The sequence below is a fragment of the Photobacterium sp. TY1-4 genome, from assembly GCF_025398175.1.
Taxonomy (GTDB): Bacteria; Pseudomonadota; Gammaproteobacteria; order Enterobacterales; family Vibrionaceae; genus Photobacterium.
In genome coordinates, this window is sequence record NZ_CP099734.1 from 1,661,741 (window position 1) to 1,674,869 (window position 13,129).

Annotated in this window: 13 protein-coding genes and 1 pseudogene; 7 read left to right on the forward strand and 7 right to left on the reverse strand. The window is 51.5% G+C overall.

The window, feature by feature from the left end:
- Positions 1–315 carry a hypothetical protein gene (locus NH461_RS07855; protein WP_261602677.1) on the forward strand — a complete coding sequence of 105 codons (315 nt, stop codon included), beginning with the start codon at positions 1–3 and terminating at the stop codon, positions 313–315.
- Positions 316–670: 355 nt separating this feature from the next.
- Entirely contained in the window at positions 671–2,233 is a 1,563-nt protein-coding gene (locus tag NH461_RS07860; RefSeq protein WP_261602678.1) for a BCCT family transporter, read from the forward strand.
- A gap of 84 nt (positions 2,234–2,317) precedes the next feature.
- Here the strand turns inward: NH461_RS07860 and dgcN are convergent, their stop codons facing one another.
- The 7 genes and pseudogenes from dgcN to NH461_RS07895 form a co-directional block, all read right to left on the reverse strand.
- Complete coding sequence (dgcN, locus tag NH461_RS07865; RefSeq protein WP_261602679.1) at positions 2,318–3,322, reverse strand: N-acetyltransferase DgcN; 1,005 nt, start codon at positions 3,320–3,322, stop codon at positions 2,318–2,320.
- Positions 3,323–3,476: 154 nt separating this feature from the next.
- Positions 3,477–4,016 (reverse strand): hypothetical protein, encoded by a 540-nt coding sequence (locus NH461_RS07870; protein ID WP_261602680.1) that lies wholly within the window; start codon positions 4,014–4,016, stop codon positions 3,477–3,479.
- A gap of 154 nt (positions 4,017–4,170) precedes the next feature.
- The gene (locus tag NH461_RS07875) at positions 4,171–4,890 is read right to left on the reverse strand and encodes a DUF3581 domain-containing protein (RefSeq protein WP_261602681.1); all 720 of its coding nucleotides are present in this window, start codon (positions 4,888–4,890) and stop codon (positions 4,171–4,173) included.
- Positions 4,891–5,069: 179 nt separating this feature from the next.
- Complete coding sequence (locus NH461_RS07880) at positions 5,070–5,516, reverse strand: NUDIX domain-containing protein (RefSeq protein ID WP_261602682.1); 447 nt, start codon at positions 5,514–5,516, stop codon at positions 5,070–5,072.
- A 455-nt stretch (positions 5,517–5,971) separates the two neighbouring features.
- Positions 5,972–6,484 (reverse strand): annotated as a pseudogene (gene mobB / locus NH461_RS07885) (molybdopterin-guanine dinucleotide biosynthesis protein B); the annotation flags it as partial.
- Positions 6,481–7,071 (reverse strand): molybdenum cofactor guanylyltransferase MobA, encoded by a 591-nt coding sequence (gene mobA, locus NH461_RS07890; protein ID WP_261602683.1) that lies wholly within the window; start codon positions 7,069–7,071, stop codon positions 6,481–6,483. The pseudogene mobB and the gene mobA, both read right to left, overlap by 4 nt.
- Before the next feature lie 812 nt (positions 7,072–7,883).
- Positions 7,884–9,044 (reverse strand): transglycosylase SLT domain-containing protein, encoded by a 1,161-nt coding sequence (locus NH461_RS07895; protein WP_261602684.1) that lies wholly within the window; start codon positions 9,042–9,044, stop codon positions 7,884–7,886.
- Between the two features lie 311 nt (positions 9,045–9,355).
- Here NH461_RS07895 and NH461_RS07900 point away from each other — a divergent pair, with 311 nt between their 5' ends.
- The 5 genes from NH461_RS07900 (at position 9,356) to NH461_RS07920 (ending at position 12,843) form a co-directional block, all read left to right on the forward strand.
- Entirely contained in the window at positions 9,356–9,874 is a 519-nt protein-coding gene (locus NH461_RS07900) for a lecithin retinol acyltransferase family protein (RefSeq protein ID WP_261602685.1), read from the forward strand.
- Positions 9,875–9,999: 125 nt separating this feature from the next.
- A complete protein-coding gene (locus NH461_RS07905; protein WP_261602686.1) occupies positions 10,000–10,278 on the forward strand; it encodes a polyhydroxyalkanoic acid system family protein in 279 nt (92 codons plus the stop codon).
- Between the two features lie 215 nt (positions 10,279–10,493).
- Positions 10,494–11,129 (forward strand): phasin family protein, encoded by a 636-nt coding sequence (locus NH461_RS07910; protein ID WP_261602687.1) that lies wholly within the window; start codon positions 10,494–10,496, stop codon positions 11,127–11,129.
- A gap of 126 nt (positions 11,130–11,255) precedes the next feature.
- Positions 11,256–11,615 carry a phasin family protein gene (locus tag NH461_RS07915; RefSeq protein ID WP_261602688.1) on the forward strand — a complete coding sequence of 120 codons (360 nt, stop codon included), beginning with the start codon at positions 11,256–11,258 and terminating at the stop codon, positions 11,613–11,615.
- A gap of 340 nt (positions 11,616–11,955) precedes the next feature.
- Positions 11,956–12,843 (forward strand): alpha/beta hydrolase, encoded by an 888-nt coding sequence (locus NH461_RS07920; protein WP_261602689.1) that lies wholly within the window; start codon positions 11,956–11,958, stop codon positions 12,841–12,843.
- Positions 12,844–13,129: the final 286 nt, after the last annotated feature.

Genomic DNA, 13,129 nt, shown 5'->3' on the forward strand with positions numbered 1-13,129 from the left:
ATGAAATACTCGATTCTACTCCTACTCGTTGTTGCTGCGCTTCCGGTGAGTGCAGCAACGTTTACCCCACTGGCCGTTCGTTGTGAGCCTGGTCATGGCGATATTCGACTTGTGGTCACCAATACCAGTCAGCAGAATGTGCGGGTTAAGGTGATTTCAAGCCGGAACAATGTCATGGTGACAGGCAGCGGTGGCCAGAGCACGTCGACACTGACGCTGAGCCGTTCGCAGTTTCCCGTCACACTGGAAACTGGACCGGATGAGCGGATGCGCATCGACAGGGATTGCCAGATTGAACTTTTGAACGCTTCGTAAGAAGCGTTTTTTTTGCCTCGCGTTTTTGTGTTTCTCCCGAATTGTTCTCATCGCCGGTGATGAGTCACGCTGCACTGTTTGTCGTGGTGTTCGGTGTGGTGATGTATCCGGCAAGAATGTTCAGTCAAGTGATTGATATGCAGGAGGTGATTTGTTTGAGTTCTAATGATGTTGTTTGGGGCGATGCGTCCATGGCATCGGACGGCGACGACGACATGAGCTCTACTTTCGGCCTGGCCTCAACTCTGGCAACCGTAAATCTCTGTTTACTGCGTATAAAAAAAGTGATATTTCTCTGGTTATTTACGATATGAGCTGATAATGTGCCGCCCCTCACAGCAAAAGTGAGAATGTTATGTATACCTCAACAGAAAAAGTGAGCGATAAATTGGTTCCATCTCTAACGATTGGTTTCATCAGTTTGTTCCTCCTTTCCGCACTTATTGACTTATCATTTGTTTCTCAGGTGATTCAGTCGATGTTTTCTGATGCAACTGCAACATTTGGATCCTTCTGGCAATGGCTGATGGTTCTGAATTTTGTGGTCGCAATCCTGATCGCACTCAGCAACAAAGGCCGACTACGGTTAGGCCGGCAGGAGAAACCGACCATCGGTACGTTCCGCTGGATGGCGATGATTATGTGCACCTTGCTGGCTGGCGGTGGTGTGTTCTGGTCGGCGGCAGAGCCGATTTATCACTTCCTGACCGTGCCGCCAAGTTTTCCGGATACTGCGGGGGGACTTGCGGAATCTGCGGCTCCGGCGCTGAGCCAGAGTTTCTTGCACTGGGGTTTCCTGGCCTGGGCGATTTTGGGAACACTGGCTACCATCGTACTCATGCATGCCCATCATCAGGGTGGGGTGAAACTGCGCCCGCGTGCGTTGTTGTACCCGTTGGTCGGTGATCGGCTGGAGTCACACTGGCTGGGCTCAGTGATTGATGCCTGTTCGATTATTGCCGTTGCCGCCGGTACGATTGGTCCGATTGGTTTTTTGGCATCCCAGCTGGGATATAGCTTTGAAGTGGTGCTGGGTATTGAAAATGCCGTGTCGAGCCAGTTAGCCATTTTGGCAGTCGTGGTCGCCATTTATTCGATTTCGGCCTTCACCGGTATGGACAAAGGGCTGCAATGGCTGAGCCGATTGAATGTCATCGGCGCATTTGCCTTGCTGTTGGCGATGTTGATTCTGGGCCCGACGCAATTTTTGTTCACGCAGTTCGGCACGGCTTTTGCGACCTATTTGCAACATTTGCCGCAAATGAGCTTGAGCGCGGATGCGCCGCAGTGGAATGCCTGGTGGACCTGGTTCTTCTGGGGATGGTTTATCGGTTTTGCGCCGATGATGGCTATTTTTATTGCCCGGATTTCTGAAGGTCGCTCAGTACGGGAGCTGATCCTGATGGTGGCGATTGGCGCACCTGTCGTTACTAATTTCTGGTTTACCGTGCTGGGTGGAACTGGGATCTATTTTGAACTGGAAATCCCGGGCAGCATTTCGCAGCCATTGAATGATGCCGGTTTGCCAGCGGTGCTGCTGGCGACGCTGACCCAATTGCCATTCAGCGATGTGCTGGTGGCGGCCTTTCTGATCCTGACGACGACATTTGTCGTCACGACCGGCGATTCAATGGCTTATTCGATTGCGATGGTCGTCAGTGGTGATAACGAGCCAAAACCTGCTCAGCGCCTGTTCTGGGCTATGGTGATGGGCTGCGTCGCTGGCGTGTTGTTGGTGGCCGGTGATGGTGGATTGAATGCGTTGCAATCCTTCATTGTGATCACCGCGGTTCCGGTGTCGTTGCTGATTGCGGCAACATTGATCACCGGACCGATGGCCGTGATGCGGATGCAGGCAGACCAAGCGCGTCTGGCGGACTCCGGTCAGTTGCAATGTGCTTCAGCTTCAGCAACGTAATCGCACAGAGAAAGTTCTCTTTGACGCTTAGAAAACACTCCTTCGGGAGTGTTTTGTTATGTCTGTTCGCTGCGAGGTGATGGCTTAAAGGGAATGGAGCTTCTCGACAATCGATGCCACGCCAAATCGGATTGGGTCGGTTACGGGCAACTGATAGTCTTGTTCCCATTGTCGGCAGAGTGTCAGTGCGTCGGTTTCGTCAAGGGCACTGGTATTTAAACTGATGCCGACAAAGCGGGCTTGTGGGCTGGTAAGCCGGGCTGCGGTCAGGTTCGCTTCAAGTGTCGCTTGGATGGAAGGGAACTGCATGTGCGGTAAATGACGGACATGCTGTCGACCGATCTCATGGCACAGCACCATCGCGTCAGGCTGAGAGCCGTGGAGCAGGCCCAGGCTGACACCGGCAAAAGCCGGATTCAACAGGGAGCCTTGCCCTTCAATCACATCCCAGTCGTGATCGGTGAACTCGGGACTGATGGCTTCTGCGGCCCCGGAAATAAAGTCGGCCACGACCGCATCGACAGAGATCCCTTGGCCGGAAATCAAAATCCCGGTCTGACCGGTTGCGCGAAACCGGGTGTTCAGTCCCTGTCGGTTCATTTCAGTTTCGAGTGCCAGTGACGTGTACATTTTTCCGACCGAGCTATCGGTTCCTACCGTCAGCAGTCGCTTTCCCTGCCTTGGGATCCCGGTGCCGATGGTCAGCGGTTGGTCAACATGGCGGACATCATAGAGGCGGCATTGATGAATATTGGCGGCATGGTTAATGGCCGGAAAGCTGCTGAGCCGTTGGTGCATCCCGGAGGCTATGTGATAACCCAACTCCAGCGCTTCCTGTAAGGTGGCCAGCCAGCTTTGCGGAATAAAACCACCTGCATTGGCGGTACCGATCACCAGGGTTTCTGCACCCAGGGCTTTGGCTTCTTCCAGCGACAGCTCGGTCAAACCGAGCGAGACGGTCTCTTGGGTCAGCCGAAGCTGGCCGAGACACTGTTGCGGCCGCCAATGCAGGATCCCTTTGGCTGTTTTCGCTGCCAGTGGTTCGGTCACATCACCGAGAAAAAGAAGGTAAGGTTGTGGGATTCTCATGGTCTTTCCTTGTCCTGAGGGCAGGGGATGTTTCTAGTGTAACCCCTGACAACATATCATAATGTTTGGTTATGGATGAAAAAATTGGCGTTAAATATCATAAATTTGTGAGGTATAAGAATGTAATAAACCCGCCGTTGGCGGGTTATATGGGTTACTGGTCCTCGACCGGCAGCATAATGTGAGCGTAAGGGGTATCTTTCCACATCACGTAAGGTCCGCCGGTACTGGGATCGTCCGTCAGCCCGCTGAGCATGGCACGCGGGACAATAATCATCAGGTGCGGGCCGGTTTCAACATAGTCGTCGGCGTTTTTGTGATCCGGATGGAAGGGATCTGAATTGCTGACACCGGCACCTTTGTCACCTTGCAGCATGTAAGAAAATCCGATGCTTTTGGTGTCAAAGTCTTGTTTGTTCATCATCGCACCCAGCATTTCCATCCATACGGCGTCATTACACATCGGCATGTTATCGCCAGGGAAGGTATCCGGCATACACGTCCATCCGTTATCCCCTTCAACAACAACCTTTCCGTCGACCACGACAGTCGCGTGATCACTGACCGCTGGCGGTGCTGCTGATTTTGCCCGGGCGATGCGAGCATCCAGGGCTTCATCGGCAAATGCTGCGGGCAGATTGAGCGCACTGATCAGTAAAGCCAGTGACAGCCTCGAAATTGAACGATTAACCATGATGGTACTCTCCACGGTAGGTGTGGTCGGTCTGCTTCTACAGACCGGAGCCAAAAATGGCACCTTTCAGTATAGGCTGTCGGGTCATCGCGGGATGTTGAGGAAAAGAAAACGCCGGCTTGAAAGCCGGCGTTTGCAACAGAATACGGACAGTTTAGGCCGCCAGCAGGGCGCTGAAATCATCCTTGCGCTGATTGAATCGGCTGACCAGATCGTCGATGTCGATTTGGCAGTAAGGCTTGAGCCCGCTCATCAGCATCCGCTTACGGCCGGTACCGACGACTTCGCCGTTCTCTTTGAAGCAAAACTCCAGGGTAACGCTACCGCGTTTGCCGTCGACATCGATGTCGGAACCGGTCAGTTCAACAGTGGGCGCACTGAGATCCAGACGCTCAAAATCCAGCTCCATGCTTTCATAGATCACCAGCGGGCGAGCCGGGTTGATCATGATTTGCTTGGATTCCATCAGCGGCACCATGATATGCGGGAAGTTCATCCCGGAAAATTGCACATAGTTCTTCGTCACTTGCTCAATCAATGGCTGATTGGTCGTGGTATCGCCACGCCGCGTAACGTGCAGATATTCTTTACCGGCGCCGTCTACCATCGAGAAGTCGGTGTCGGATTTTTGATCGATCCGTAAAGGGATCCCATCGGTGATCATGCCTGCAAACTCGAAGCGCATGGACTGGCTCAGACCGACCTTAGAGAGAATAACAGAGAAAAGCAGGTCGCCCGGCACACAGAATCGCTTATTGTCTTCATCGTGAATCGGGTTGAAATCTCCAGCGATTTTCTTGGCGAAATGGCTGGCTTGCTCACGGGTGAAAGACACTTCACTGTTCTGCTCAGAGTAATACGAATCTAACAACATGCCTAACTTATGAATACCTTGATTAATCAAACTGCCACGTAGTTTACATGAGAACTTCATCAGAGAGGTCTAGCCAGTGACAGGCGTTTATGGCTTGACTCCCGAAGGAAAAAAAGCTTACTGCGATGATGGTTTTTTCAACGCGCATCCAGTGTACCATGAAAGTCGTTCACCTTACCTCACAGTTTATGACCTTGATAAATATGAGAAAAATCTTTGGTTTGGAAATGACGGGCCAGTTCCTGCGGGTAGAAGCGAACGGTCGTCAATTGAGCCAGCGGTAGCCATTCGTAGCCAATTTGATTGGGATCGATCTGGCTTGCCGGGCTGGTGAACATCAACGCGTGAGCTTCGACAAAGATTTCGATTTGATGAAAATCCGGGGTCGGGAAGGGGATCGGGCTGCGTTCGGCGATGAAATCGCGGATGCAAAGCACGTCTCCCATTTGCGCTTCGGCGCCCAGCTCTTCGCGCAATTCTCTGTGGAATGTGTCTGCCAGCGTCTCGCCATGTTCGACGCCGCCACCAGGGGTGATGTACCAGACACCGTCGTTATCTCGATGTTTGCAGAGTAAAATGTGATCCTGTTTATAAAAAACGGCACGGACTGAAATACGAGGTGTCATTGGCTACAATTCCCCCTGTGTGATCAATGAAGCGCTCATTAAAGCAAAATTCTGAGATTTATAGGTGCAACGAGCCGCATAATTATGTAAGCTTTCTCTCACATAACAAAGCTAATGTACATTTTATTAGCAAATAAAAATGAATTCTGGCTGGGTTACTTTATCTGAGCGATAAAAAAGTACCGAATACGTACGACAATCATCTTCTAGACGTGTAGAAGCTCAGGAAAAAAAGTAGCACGGAAGCTGCAAATAAAAGCACTCAGTAAACGGCGGTTCGCTGCCGTTTGCTGAGTGCTACTAAAATCAACAACTCCCGCGTTAGAAACTATTCTCAGCGTTAGAAACGATTCCCGATTTAGAAACTATAGCCGTCCCGCCAACGGAATCATCCTCACCATCTCACCATCTCACCAATCTCCGCCCCCGGTTGTTCCGGTGTGATCTCAACCAGACTGCCTGGCAAAGTTCACGACAAAATCGGTAATTTGAGCCAGGTTATTGATGTCGAGTTGTGGTAAATCAGTGTTGGCCGCAACATTGGCGGCCACGGCGATAATGTTCGGGTCGTCCGGGTGCAGCCAGGGTTTGCCGACTTCCTGGCGGTGTAGCTCGATTTTCGGGAAGTTGAGCTGTTTGAACCCCTCCACCAGGATCAAATCTAATTGGGTCTGGTCCAACTGCGCAATCAGTTCAGGCAAGCTGGCTTCCGCATCCGGTGTTTCTGTGATCAAGGCGCGGCGGTACCGGGAGGAGATCAGCATCTGGCTCGCCCCGGCTTTGCGCAGCCGGTAACTGTCTTTGCCTTCTTTATCAATATCAAAGTTGTGATGGGCATGTTTGACCACGGCTACGCGAATACCGCGAGCGACCAGTTCGGGCAGCATGGCTTCCAGCAAGGTAGTTTTGCCGGTGCCGCTCCAGGCCGCGAAGCCCAGTAACGGCAGGGTTGCATTCATCTGGCTCATGATTCCTGTCCAAATTTCTCGAGTTCTTGTGGGGTATTCAGGTTTACAAATGCACGAGGCTGATCGCTGAAATCCACGGTGATCATCTTGCACTGCCTGTAGAGCAAAATGATTTTGCGATCGCCATCTTCCAGAAACTGCTCCAGTGTCGGTAAGATCCGCCGGTTGATGAGTGTCACGACAGGCTGAATATGCGCGCCGTCATGGGCGACGACGATCTCTGTATCTTCCTGGCAGGCGGCAGCCATCCGGGCCACCAGATCGCCCGGTAGGTTGGGGCAGTCACAGGGAACAAAGCCAATCCACTCCGTTTGCAGATGATGCAACGCCGCATGCATGCCGCCCAGCGGCCCCGGATAGTTTTGAATATGATCGCCAAATACTGGACCGTAGGCCTGGTAGCGATCCTGGTTGCGGTTGGCGTTGATGCTGATTGCGCGGGTTTGTGCCTGAAGTGTTTCCAGGACATGCTCAATCATGGCGCGTCCGTCCAGCGGGACCAACCCTTTGTCGTTGCCGCCCATGCGACTGGCTTGACCGCCAGCCAGAATGACCCAGTGCATATTCTCAGGTGTAGGCTTGCTCATGGTTTTCCTCTTCTACGAGCTGTCAATCTGCTCGCTCTTTTAACTGTGTACCAGAAATGCTCTATTGGCGGCGACATGGTGCTATCTGGACATTGCATGGGTCGCTGCATTGGTAGCAGGTGTTCACCTGCTGGGTGCCCCGTATCCGTAGATCTCGGGCCAGTGTGGCTGGCCGCTCATTCGATTCAGAACATGCTCATCCGCCAAGATTTCTAACCCTACCATATGTAGGGTGTTCATGGCTTCTGCGCCGCGCAATTGCGGGTTCTGAGTGGCGAATTTCAGACCATCGCTGACATTCGGGGGGGACGACGCGAAGAGAAGATTCGACGGTCTCGGTGTCATTGCCAAAGACATTCGCGCTGACCATGCTGACGGGGATCTGAGCATGCAGCTGTCGATTTAAAGCTGCCGTTATAAAGCAGTCGGTTTCAAGGGAATTGGACAAACAATAAAGGCATGATTAATTCATGCCTTTATGATGGGTTGAACCAACTGAATGTCGATCTTATCGTCGCCATATCGTTATCATCTTTTTGTTATCCGAAATTGTGTTACAGAAAGATCAGCCCAACAGCCAGAATTGCGGCAGCCGTGAACACGGTCCGGCGGATGATCCCCATATCGGTCGGTACAATCATTTCAATATGATTCATAGCAGCTCCTTTGTCGTATCGATGGTCAAAATACCTCTTCGGTTAATTTAAGTGTAGCTAACTCCAGCAATTTGTGTGAAAAAATTGTTAACTTTCAGTCTGGTATACGCCAATCAAGGCGGTTCATGATTGTGGGTTCGCGTCAGCCTACCGGAGCTAATAATGTGGGATGAGGAGCTGCTGCCCGGCGAAAATCGTTGACCCGGTCAAATCATTGGCACTCATGATCCGGGCAACCGTGGTGTTATTACTTTCTGCTAGCTCACTCAGGGAGTCACCCGGTTGAATATCATGAATAATAAATTTTTGCTTCACATATTCATCGCTGAGTCGGTTGTTGTAAAACGTTTGACGTGTCTCGTGCGGCAGCAAGATTTTGTTGTCCCGATTGGCATGGGTGTGACCGCTGAGATATCCCGGGTTCAGGGTATACACGGTTTGATTGTCGAGTCCGGCGTGCCGGGCAATCAGCTCCAGTTGCACCCGGTTGCGGACCACCACTTCCGTCAGCACTGGCTGGGGCTTGATTTCCAGTAACGGCAGATCATGCTGGTGGCGCTGTTTGACCAGGTCGGCCATGGCCAGTAGTTTGGGAACATAAAGCCGGGTTTCCTGCGGGAGTTTGAGCGACCAGAAATCGGTGGACACCTGGCTGGCGCGATTACGTTTAATCGCCCGCCGAACACGGCCTTCGCCGGTATTATAGGCGGCAATGGCATGGAGCCAGTTCCCGTTAAATTTATCATGCAGGTATTCGAGTAAATCCAATGCCGCTGTGGTTGACGTGACGATATCACGGCGTCCGTCATACCCCTGTAAATACTCCAGCCCGAATGTTTTTCCGGTCGGTCGGGTGATCTGCCATAACCCGGCGGCCCCTCGGTGGGAATAAGCTTTGGGATTGAAAGCACTTTCAACAAACGGCAGCAGCACCAGTTCGAGCGGCATGTTGCGCTTGTGGACCTGTTCATAGATATAGAACAAAAAAGGCTCGGCCCGTTTGGTGACTGTATCGAGGTGGTGCGGGTTGTTCAGGTACCAGTCTTTGTAGTAACGGATGCGCTGATCATTCGGCACCGGCAAATGAAAGGACTGACTGAGGACTTCCCATAAATCCTGCGGCACGGGTGGTGTGGGACTGGTATCAGCCAGAGTCGGCGCTTCCGTTGATGTTTCAGGCTCGGTAGGAAGCGGGATCACGCAATGGTGTCCTAATGATTCGAGTAATTCATCTTCATGTTGAAGCGGATCGGCTCCGGGAGTCTGCTCAACGAATTGTAATCCCTGGCAACCCGTCAGAAAGAGGGTGATCAACATTACTGCTCTGTACGTCATAAGCATTTCTTCCACTGAAGGAGCCCGAGTGAGCGTGGTTCAACTAAACAGAGTGTGATTTTTAGCCACAAAAAAGTGATAAGTTCATATATTTATAGCAGCAAAATAGTGATAGCACCCAAGCATGTACAGGGAGTCTGGCCAATATGCATGGGGATTCTTAAGATTGAGACACTTTGATACCTTTGATTCGGAGGCGCAAGTTTCAGCCCGGGGAAACGCTGTATTACACTGAGTTATATTGGTTGCCAAAAACCAATGGCAGCCAGGTAAGGCCAACAGGAGTGAATAAGATGGCAGATGTGCAATATCCAATCGGAACTGTCCTGAAGATTCGTTGTAGCACCTACTGGCATTACGGGATTTCAGACGGGGCTGGTGGCGTGATCCATAATTCGAAAAAAAGGCGTCAGGTTCACTATGACTCCCTGACGGAATTTGCCGAAGGGCGCGCGATCGTCGTCAGTGAGATTACCAGCACGAAACCTACGCAGGCTTACGCGTACGCTGCAGCACAGGTGGGGCGTCCTTATAATTTGTTCAGTCAGAACTGTGAGCAATTTGTCCGCGAAGCGCACGGGTTGTCTGTTGAATGTACCCAGTTTCAGCAATGTCTGTTGGCGTTTGCCGGCGGCTATATTGCACTCAATGCGCGGCTGCCGGTTCTGAGAATGGCCGGGATTGGCTTGTTGCTGGGCGCGGTCACGGCCCCAAGCGAGCAGCGGCCGTACCGACGCGCCGTCAAAGGGGCCAAATTGGCCGCTGCCGGTTCCATGTGGCTGGCGCATTGGGCCAGAAAATTGACCTTTTAGGCTCATCGTTCCGCCAGAGCGATATTGATTTATGACTATTGGATCTCTCCCACAGAATTCATGTCGCCGTACAGGTATGTTAATAAAAAGTAATTGAGTAATTACACTAATCGGGTGAGATTTCTGTGACGATTTTAATTGAACGTAACCATGATATGCCGATGGCTGATATTACGGCGCTGTCAGAGCAAATCGCTGGGGAGCTGGCGCAAGAATACGGGTTGAACTGGACATGGCAGGGGAACCGCCTGATGATTCGTCACGCTTCTGCCAGGGGTTTTTTGCTCTCGGAAGAAGGCAAGGTCACCATTGAGCTTAAGCTGGGGTTCGCCGCCAGTTTGTTTTCATCCAGCATTGAAAGTCATATCTCTGAGCGGCTCGACAAGCTGCTGCTCGCTAGTTAATCCCACCGTTGCTGTTTCCGGGGCCACTCACTTAGGCCCTGATTTCAAACCGTCTTTTCTACGCCAATTCGCAGTTTTACGAATCTTTGATCCAGCCCACGATAAATCGTTGTTTTAGTAAGACCATTCTAATTGAAATTCTTATTCTCTAGTTAAGCAGTCAGGCAATACCCACTGGCTGACACAGTTATCACAGAGATACGGAGGGCAGATTCATGGGCATCTTTAAACAGACTGCGGAAGAATCCAGAAAAGAGCAGATTCGGGACGCAATGGTTTACAACATCTGGTTAGCCGGCCTGGGCGCTTACGCGAAAAGTACCGAGGAAGTAAACCAGCTGTCAGATAAAGGCAAAAGTTTATTTGATGAGTTGATTGAACGGGGCCGGATGGTTGAGTCAAAAACCAAGGAACGCGTGCATACTGCAAGAACTCAAACCTCGGTTGCGATTGAGGAGCGAGTGCACACCATGGTTCAGAAATTGATTGGTATCGATAACGATCGTCTGGATCGGGTGGATGACAAAATTGATCAGCTGACCGCCAATATCGAAGCGTTACTGGCGCGTCAGGAGGCCAATGTTGGTAAGGCCGCTGCGAAACCGGCTGAAAAAGTGGCCGAAGAGAAAACTGCTACGGAGAAAACTGTGGCAACCCGTGCCCGTAAACCCGGCGTTGCTCGCCGTAAGCCGGTAAAAGCTGCAGCTTCTACTGCTGGCAAAGCGACCGCTACGACGGCATCGGCCGAAAAGCCATCGGTGGAAAAACCGTCCACGGCCAAGCCATCGGCGGCGGCAGGAGAGACGACCGCAACCAAAGCGGATGACAAAAAATCAGCCGCGGATTCATAACCCGCGGCAGGTGAGGGTGATCATACCAAAGCGCCATCACCGTTCAGTATGAATACCGGATATCAGCGGTTGCCGGTGAGAACATTAACTCTTTTTATCCAGCGTTGAATCGCGGGGGAGATGACGATGAGCGATAACACAGTAGTGAAAGCGGCGAAAAATGTCGTAGAAAGCGGTGAAGGGATTGCACGCAACATTTGGCTGGCGGGCCTGGGCCTTTACAGCCGTAGCCTGGATGAAGCGCAGCAATTGAATGAAAAAACCACACAAGCATTCGAGGAGCTGGTTGAGCGCGGTAAGCAGGTGGAAACCGAAGCGAAAGAGTGTATCGGTAAAAATGCCGAAAAGGCGACCGATGAGGTTGAAGCGGGGATGAACGATCTGTTCTATCGCTTGAGCGGCGTCGATCGTGAAAAGCTGGAGCGCATGGATGAGAAGATCGATAAGCTCACCGCTGCGGTCGAGAAATTGGCGACCGAAAAATAGTCGCTGATGCAGAATTACCACTTTTATGCCAGTCAGATCAATAGGTAATTCTGTCGGGTGAATGGTCGACCCAGTCAGCAGATCATTTACCTTTTAGGTTGCGCGTGGGCCATGCACGCGCACCTTTTTTCTTTTGCGAGTCAATCTGTTGTAAGACAAGCGGAAACTGACGGAGTGTGTTGGAATCGCCGTATCAGAGCAGTCAGGTCAGTGCAGCGAGAGTTGCCGGATATTGACCAGTACGGATATTACATTCTAAATTTGTAACTGAGATGTAATAAAGGTGGTGCTTATGGATAGTTGGCGAAATAGGGCTTTCAACAAGGTTTTATTTCGAATCATGCGGCAGCGGCTTGCCAATTGCCATTCGACCGAAGAAATGCGTGATTTGATTTTAAGTATTGATAACTATGGTGCTTTTATATCATCTCCCAGGGGGATGGAGGTGATCCCAACTCGCTTTGCCAATGTTCCCTGTGACTGGGTCAATATGCCGCACAGTAATGGAAAGCATATTATCCTCTACTTTCACGGGGGTGGTTTTTGCTTCCACAGTCCCAAAATTCACAATGCATTCCTCGCGCGGTTGGCGAATGCGACCAAATCCCGGGGATTGATGGTGAATTATCGTCTGGCCCCTGAGAATCCGTACCCGGCAGCACCGGATGACTGTTTCGCGGTGTATCGGGCTTTGTTAAACAAAGGCTATCTGCCGCATCAGATCATTCTGGCCGGAGATTCAGCGGGCGGTAATCTGGCGATGACGACGATGCTCCGGGTACGGGAAGCCAATTTACCGATGCCCGCCGGGGCAATCTTGATGTCCCCGGTGTCGGATATGGCGGTCACCGGCGAATCGGCCTTCAAGAAATGCAAGGATGATCCGTTTTTCGACCTCAGTACCTTGCTCTTAATGCGCAATAACTATATCGGCTCGCAAAATCCCTGTGACCCGGATATCTCGCCTTATTATGCTGAGCTGCATGGCCTGGCACCGGTCTTCATTACCGCCGGGACGGAAGAGTTGCTGATGGATGATGCTTTGCGTCTGGCTGAGAAGGTTGCAGATGCAGGCTGCGATGTGACGATTAATATCGTAAAAGGGGTGCCGCATGTTTATCCGCTGTTTTACCAGCTCAGCGAAGCACGGGAAGCCATTAAGCTGATGGCTGAGTTTGTCCTCGACCGTTACAAGCAAGCCAAGATGGAGCACAAGGAAGCCTGTTAGCCCGAATCAGCCTGCCAGCGACAAGCGCAGGCTTTCCCCACCAATCACTGTCAGCACACTTCGCTCAGGAACGCGTAGCGCTTCATCGCTGTATCATCCCCATTGTGTGCATGGCTTTAAGTTGAACTCATGGTTTGTTGCGGATTTGAATTTCTTGCGGGAGCTTGAGCCAGATATGTGTGCTGCACTCTTTCCGATTTGATTGAAACGCCTGTGTCGTCATGCTTTTCCGGACTGTATGTTGAGGTTTAGCGTGGATTCGATATGCTCACCCATGCATGAATAG

What these genes read in the sequence shown, in the direction of transcription:
- NH461_RS07860 (WP_261602678.1), top strand. Translation starts at nt 671, where the DNA reads ATGTATACCTCAACAGAAAAAGTGAGCGATAAATTGGTTCCATCTCTA.
- dgcN (WP_261602679.1), bottom strand. Translation starts at nt 3,322, where the DNA reads ATGAGAATCCCACAACCTTACCTTCTTTTTCTCGGTGATGTGACCGAA.
- NH461_RS07895 (WP_261602684.1), bottom strand. Translation starts at nt 9,044, where the DNA reads ATGTTGATCACCCTCTTTCTGACGGGTTGCCAGGGATTACAATTCGTT.
- NH461_RS07920 (WP_261602689.1), top strand. Translation starts at nt 11,956, where the DNA reads ATGCGGCAGCGGCTTGCCAATTGCCATTCGACCGAAGAAATGCGTGAT.
- NH461_RS07910 (WP_261602687.1), top strand. Translation starts at nt 10,494, where the DNA reads ATGGGCATCTTTAAACAGACTGCGGAAGAATCCAGAAAAGAGCAGATT.
- NH461_RS07915 (WP_261602688.1), top strand. Translation starts at nt 11,256, where the DNA reads ATGAGCGATAACACAGTAGTGAAAGCGGCGAAAAATGTCGTAGAAAGC.
- NH461_RS07900 (WP_261602685.1), top strand. Translation starts at nt 9,356, where the DNA reads ATGGCAGATGTGCAATATCCAATCGGAACTGTCCTGAAGATTCGTTGT.
- NH461_RS07880 (WP_261602682.1), bottom strand. Translation starts at nt 5,516, where the DNA reads ATGACACCTCGTATTTCAGTCCGTGCCGTTTTTTATAAACAGGATCAC.
- NH461_RS07870 (WP_261602680.1), bottom strand. Translation starts at nt 4,016, where the DNA reads ATGGTTAATCGTTCAATTTCGAGGCTGTCACTGGCTTTACTGATCAGT.
- NH461_RS07855 (WP_261602677.1), top strand. Translation starts at nt 1, where the DNA reads ATGAAATACTCGATTCTACTCCTACTCGTTGTTGCTGCGCTTCCGGTG.
- mobA (WP_261602683.1), bottom strand. Translation starts at nt 7,071, where the DNA reads ATGAGCAAGCCTACACCTGAGAATATGCACTGGGTCATTCTGGCTGGC.
- NH461_RS07875 (WP_261602681.1), bottom strand. Translation starts at nt 4,890, where the DNA reads ATGTTGTTAGATTCGTATTACTCTGAGCAGAACAGTGAAGTGTCTTTC.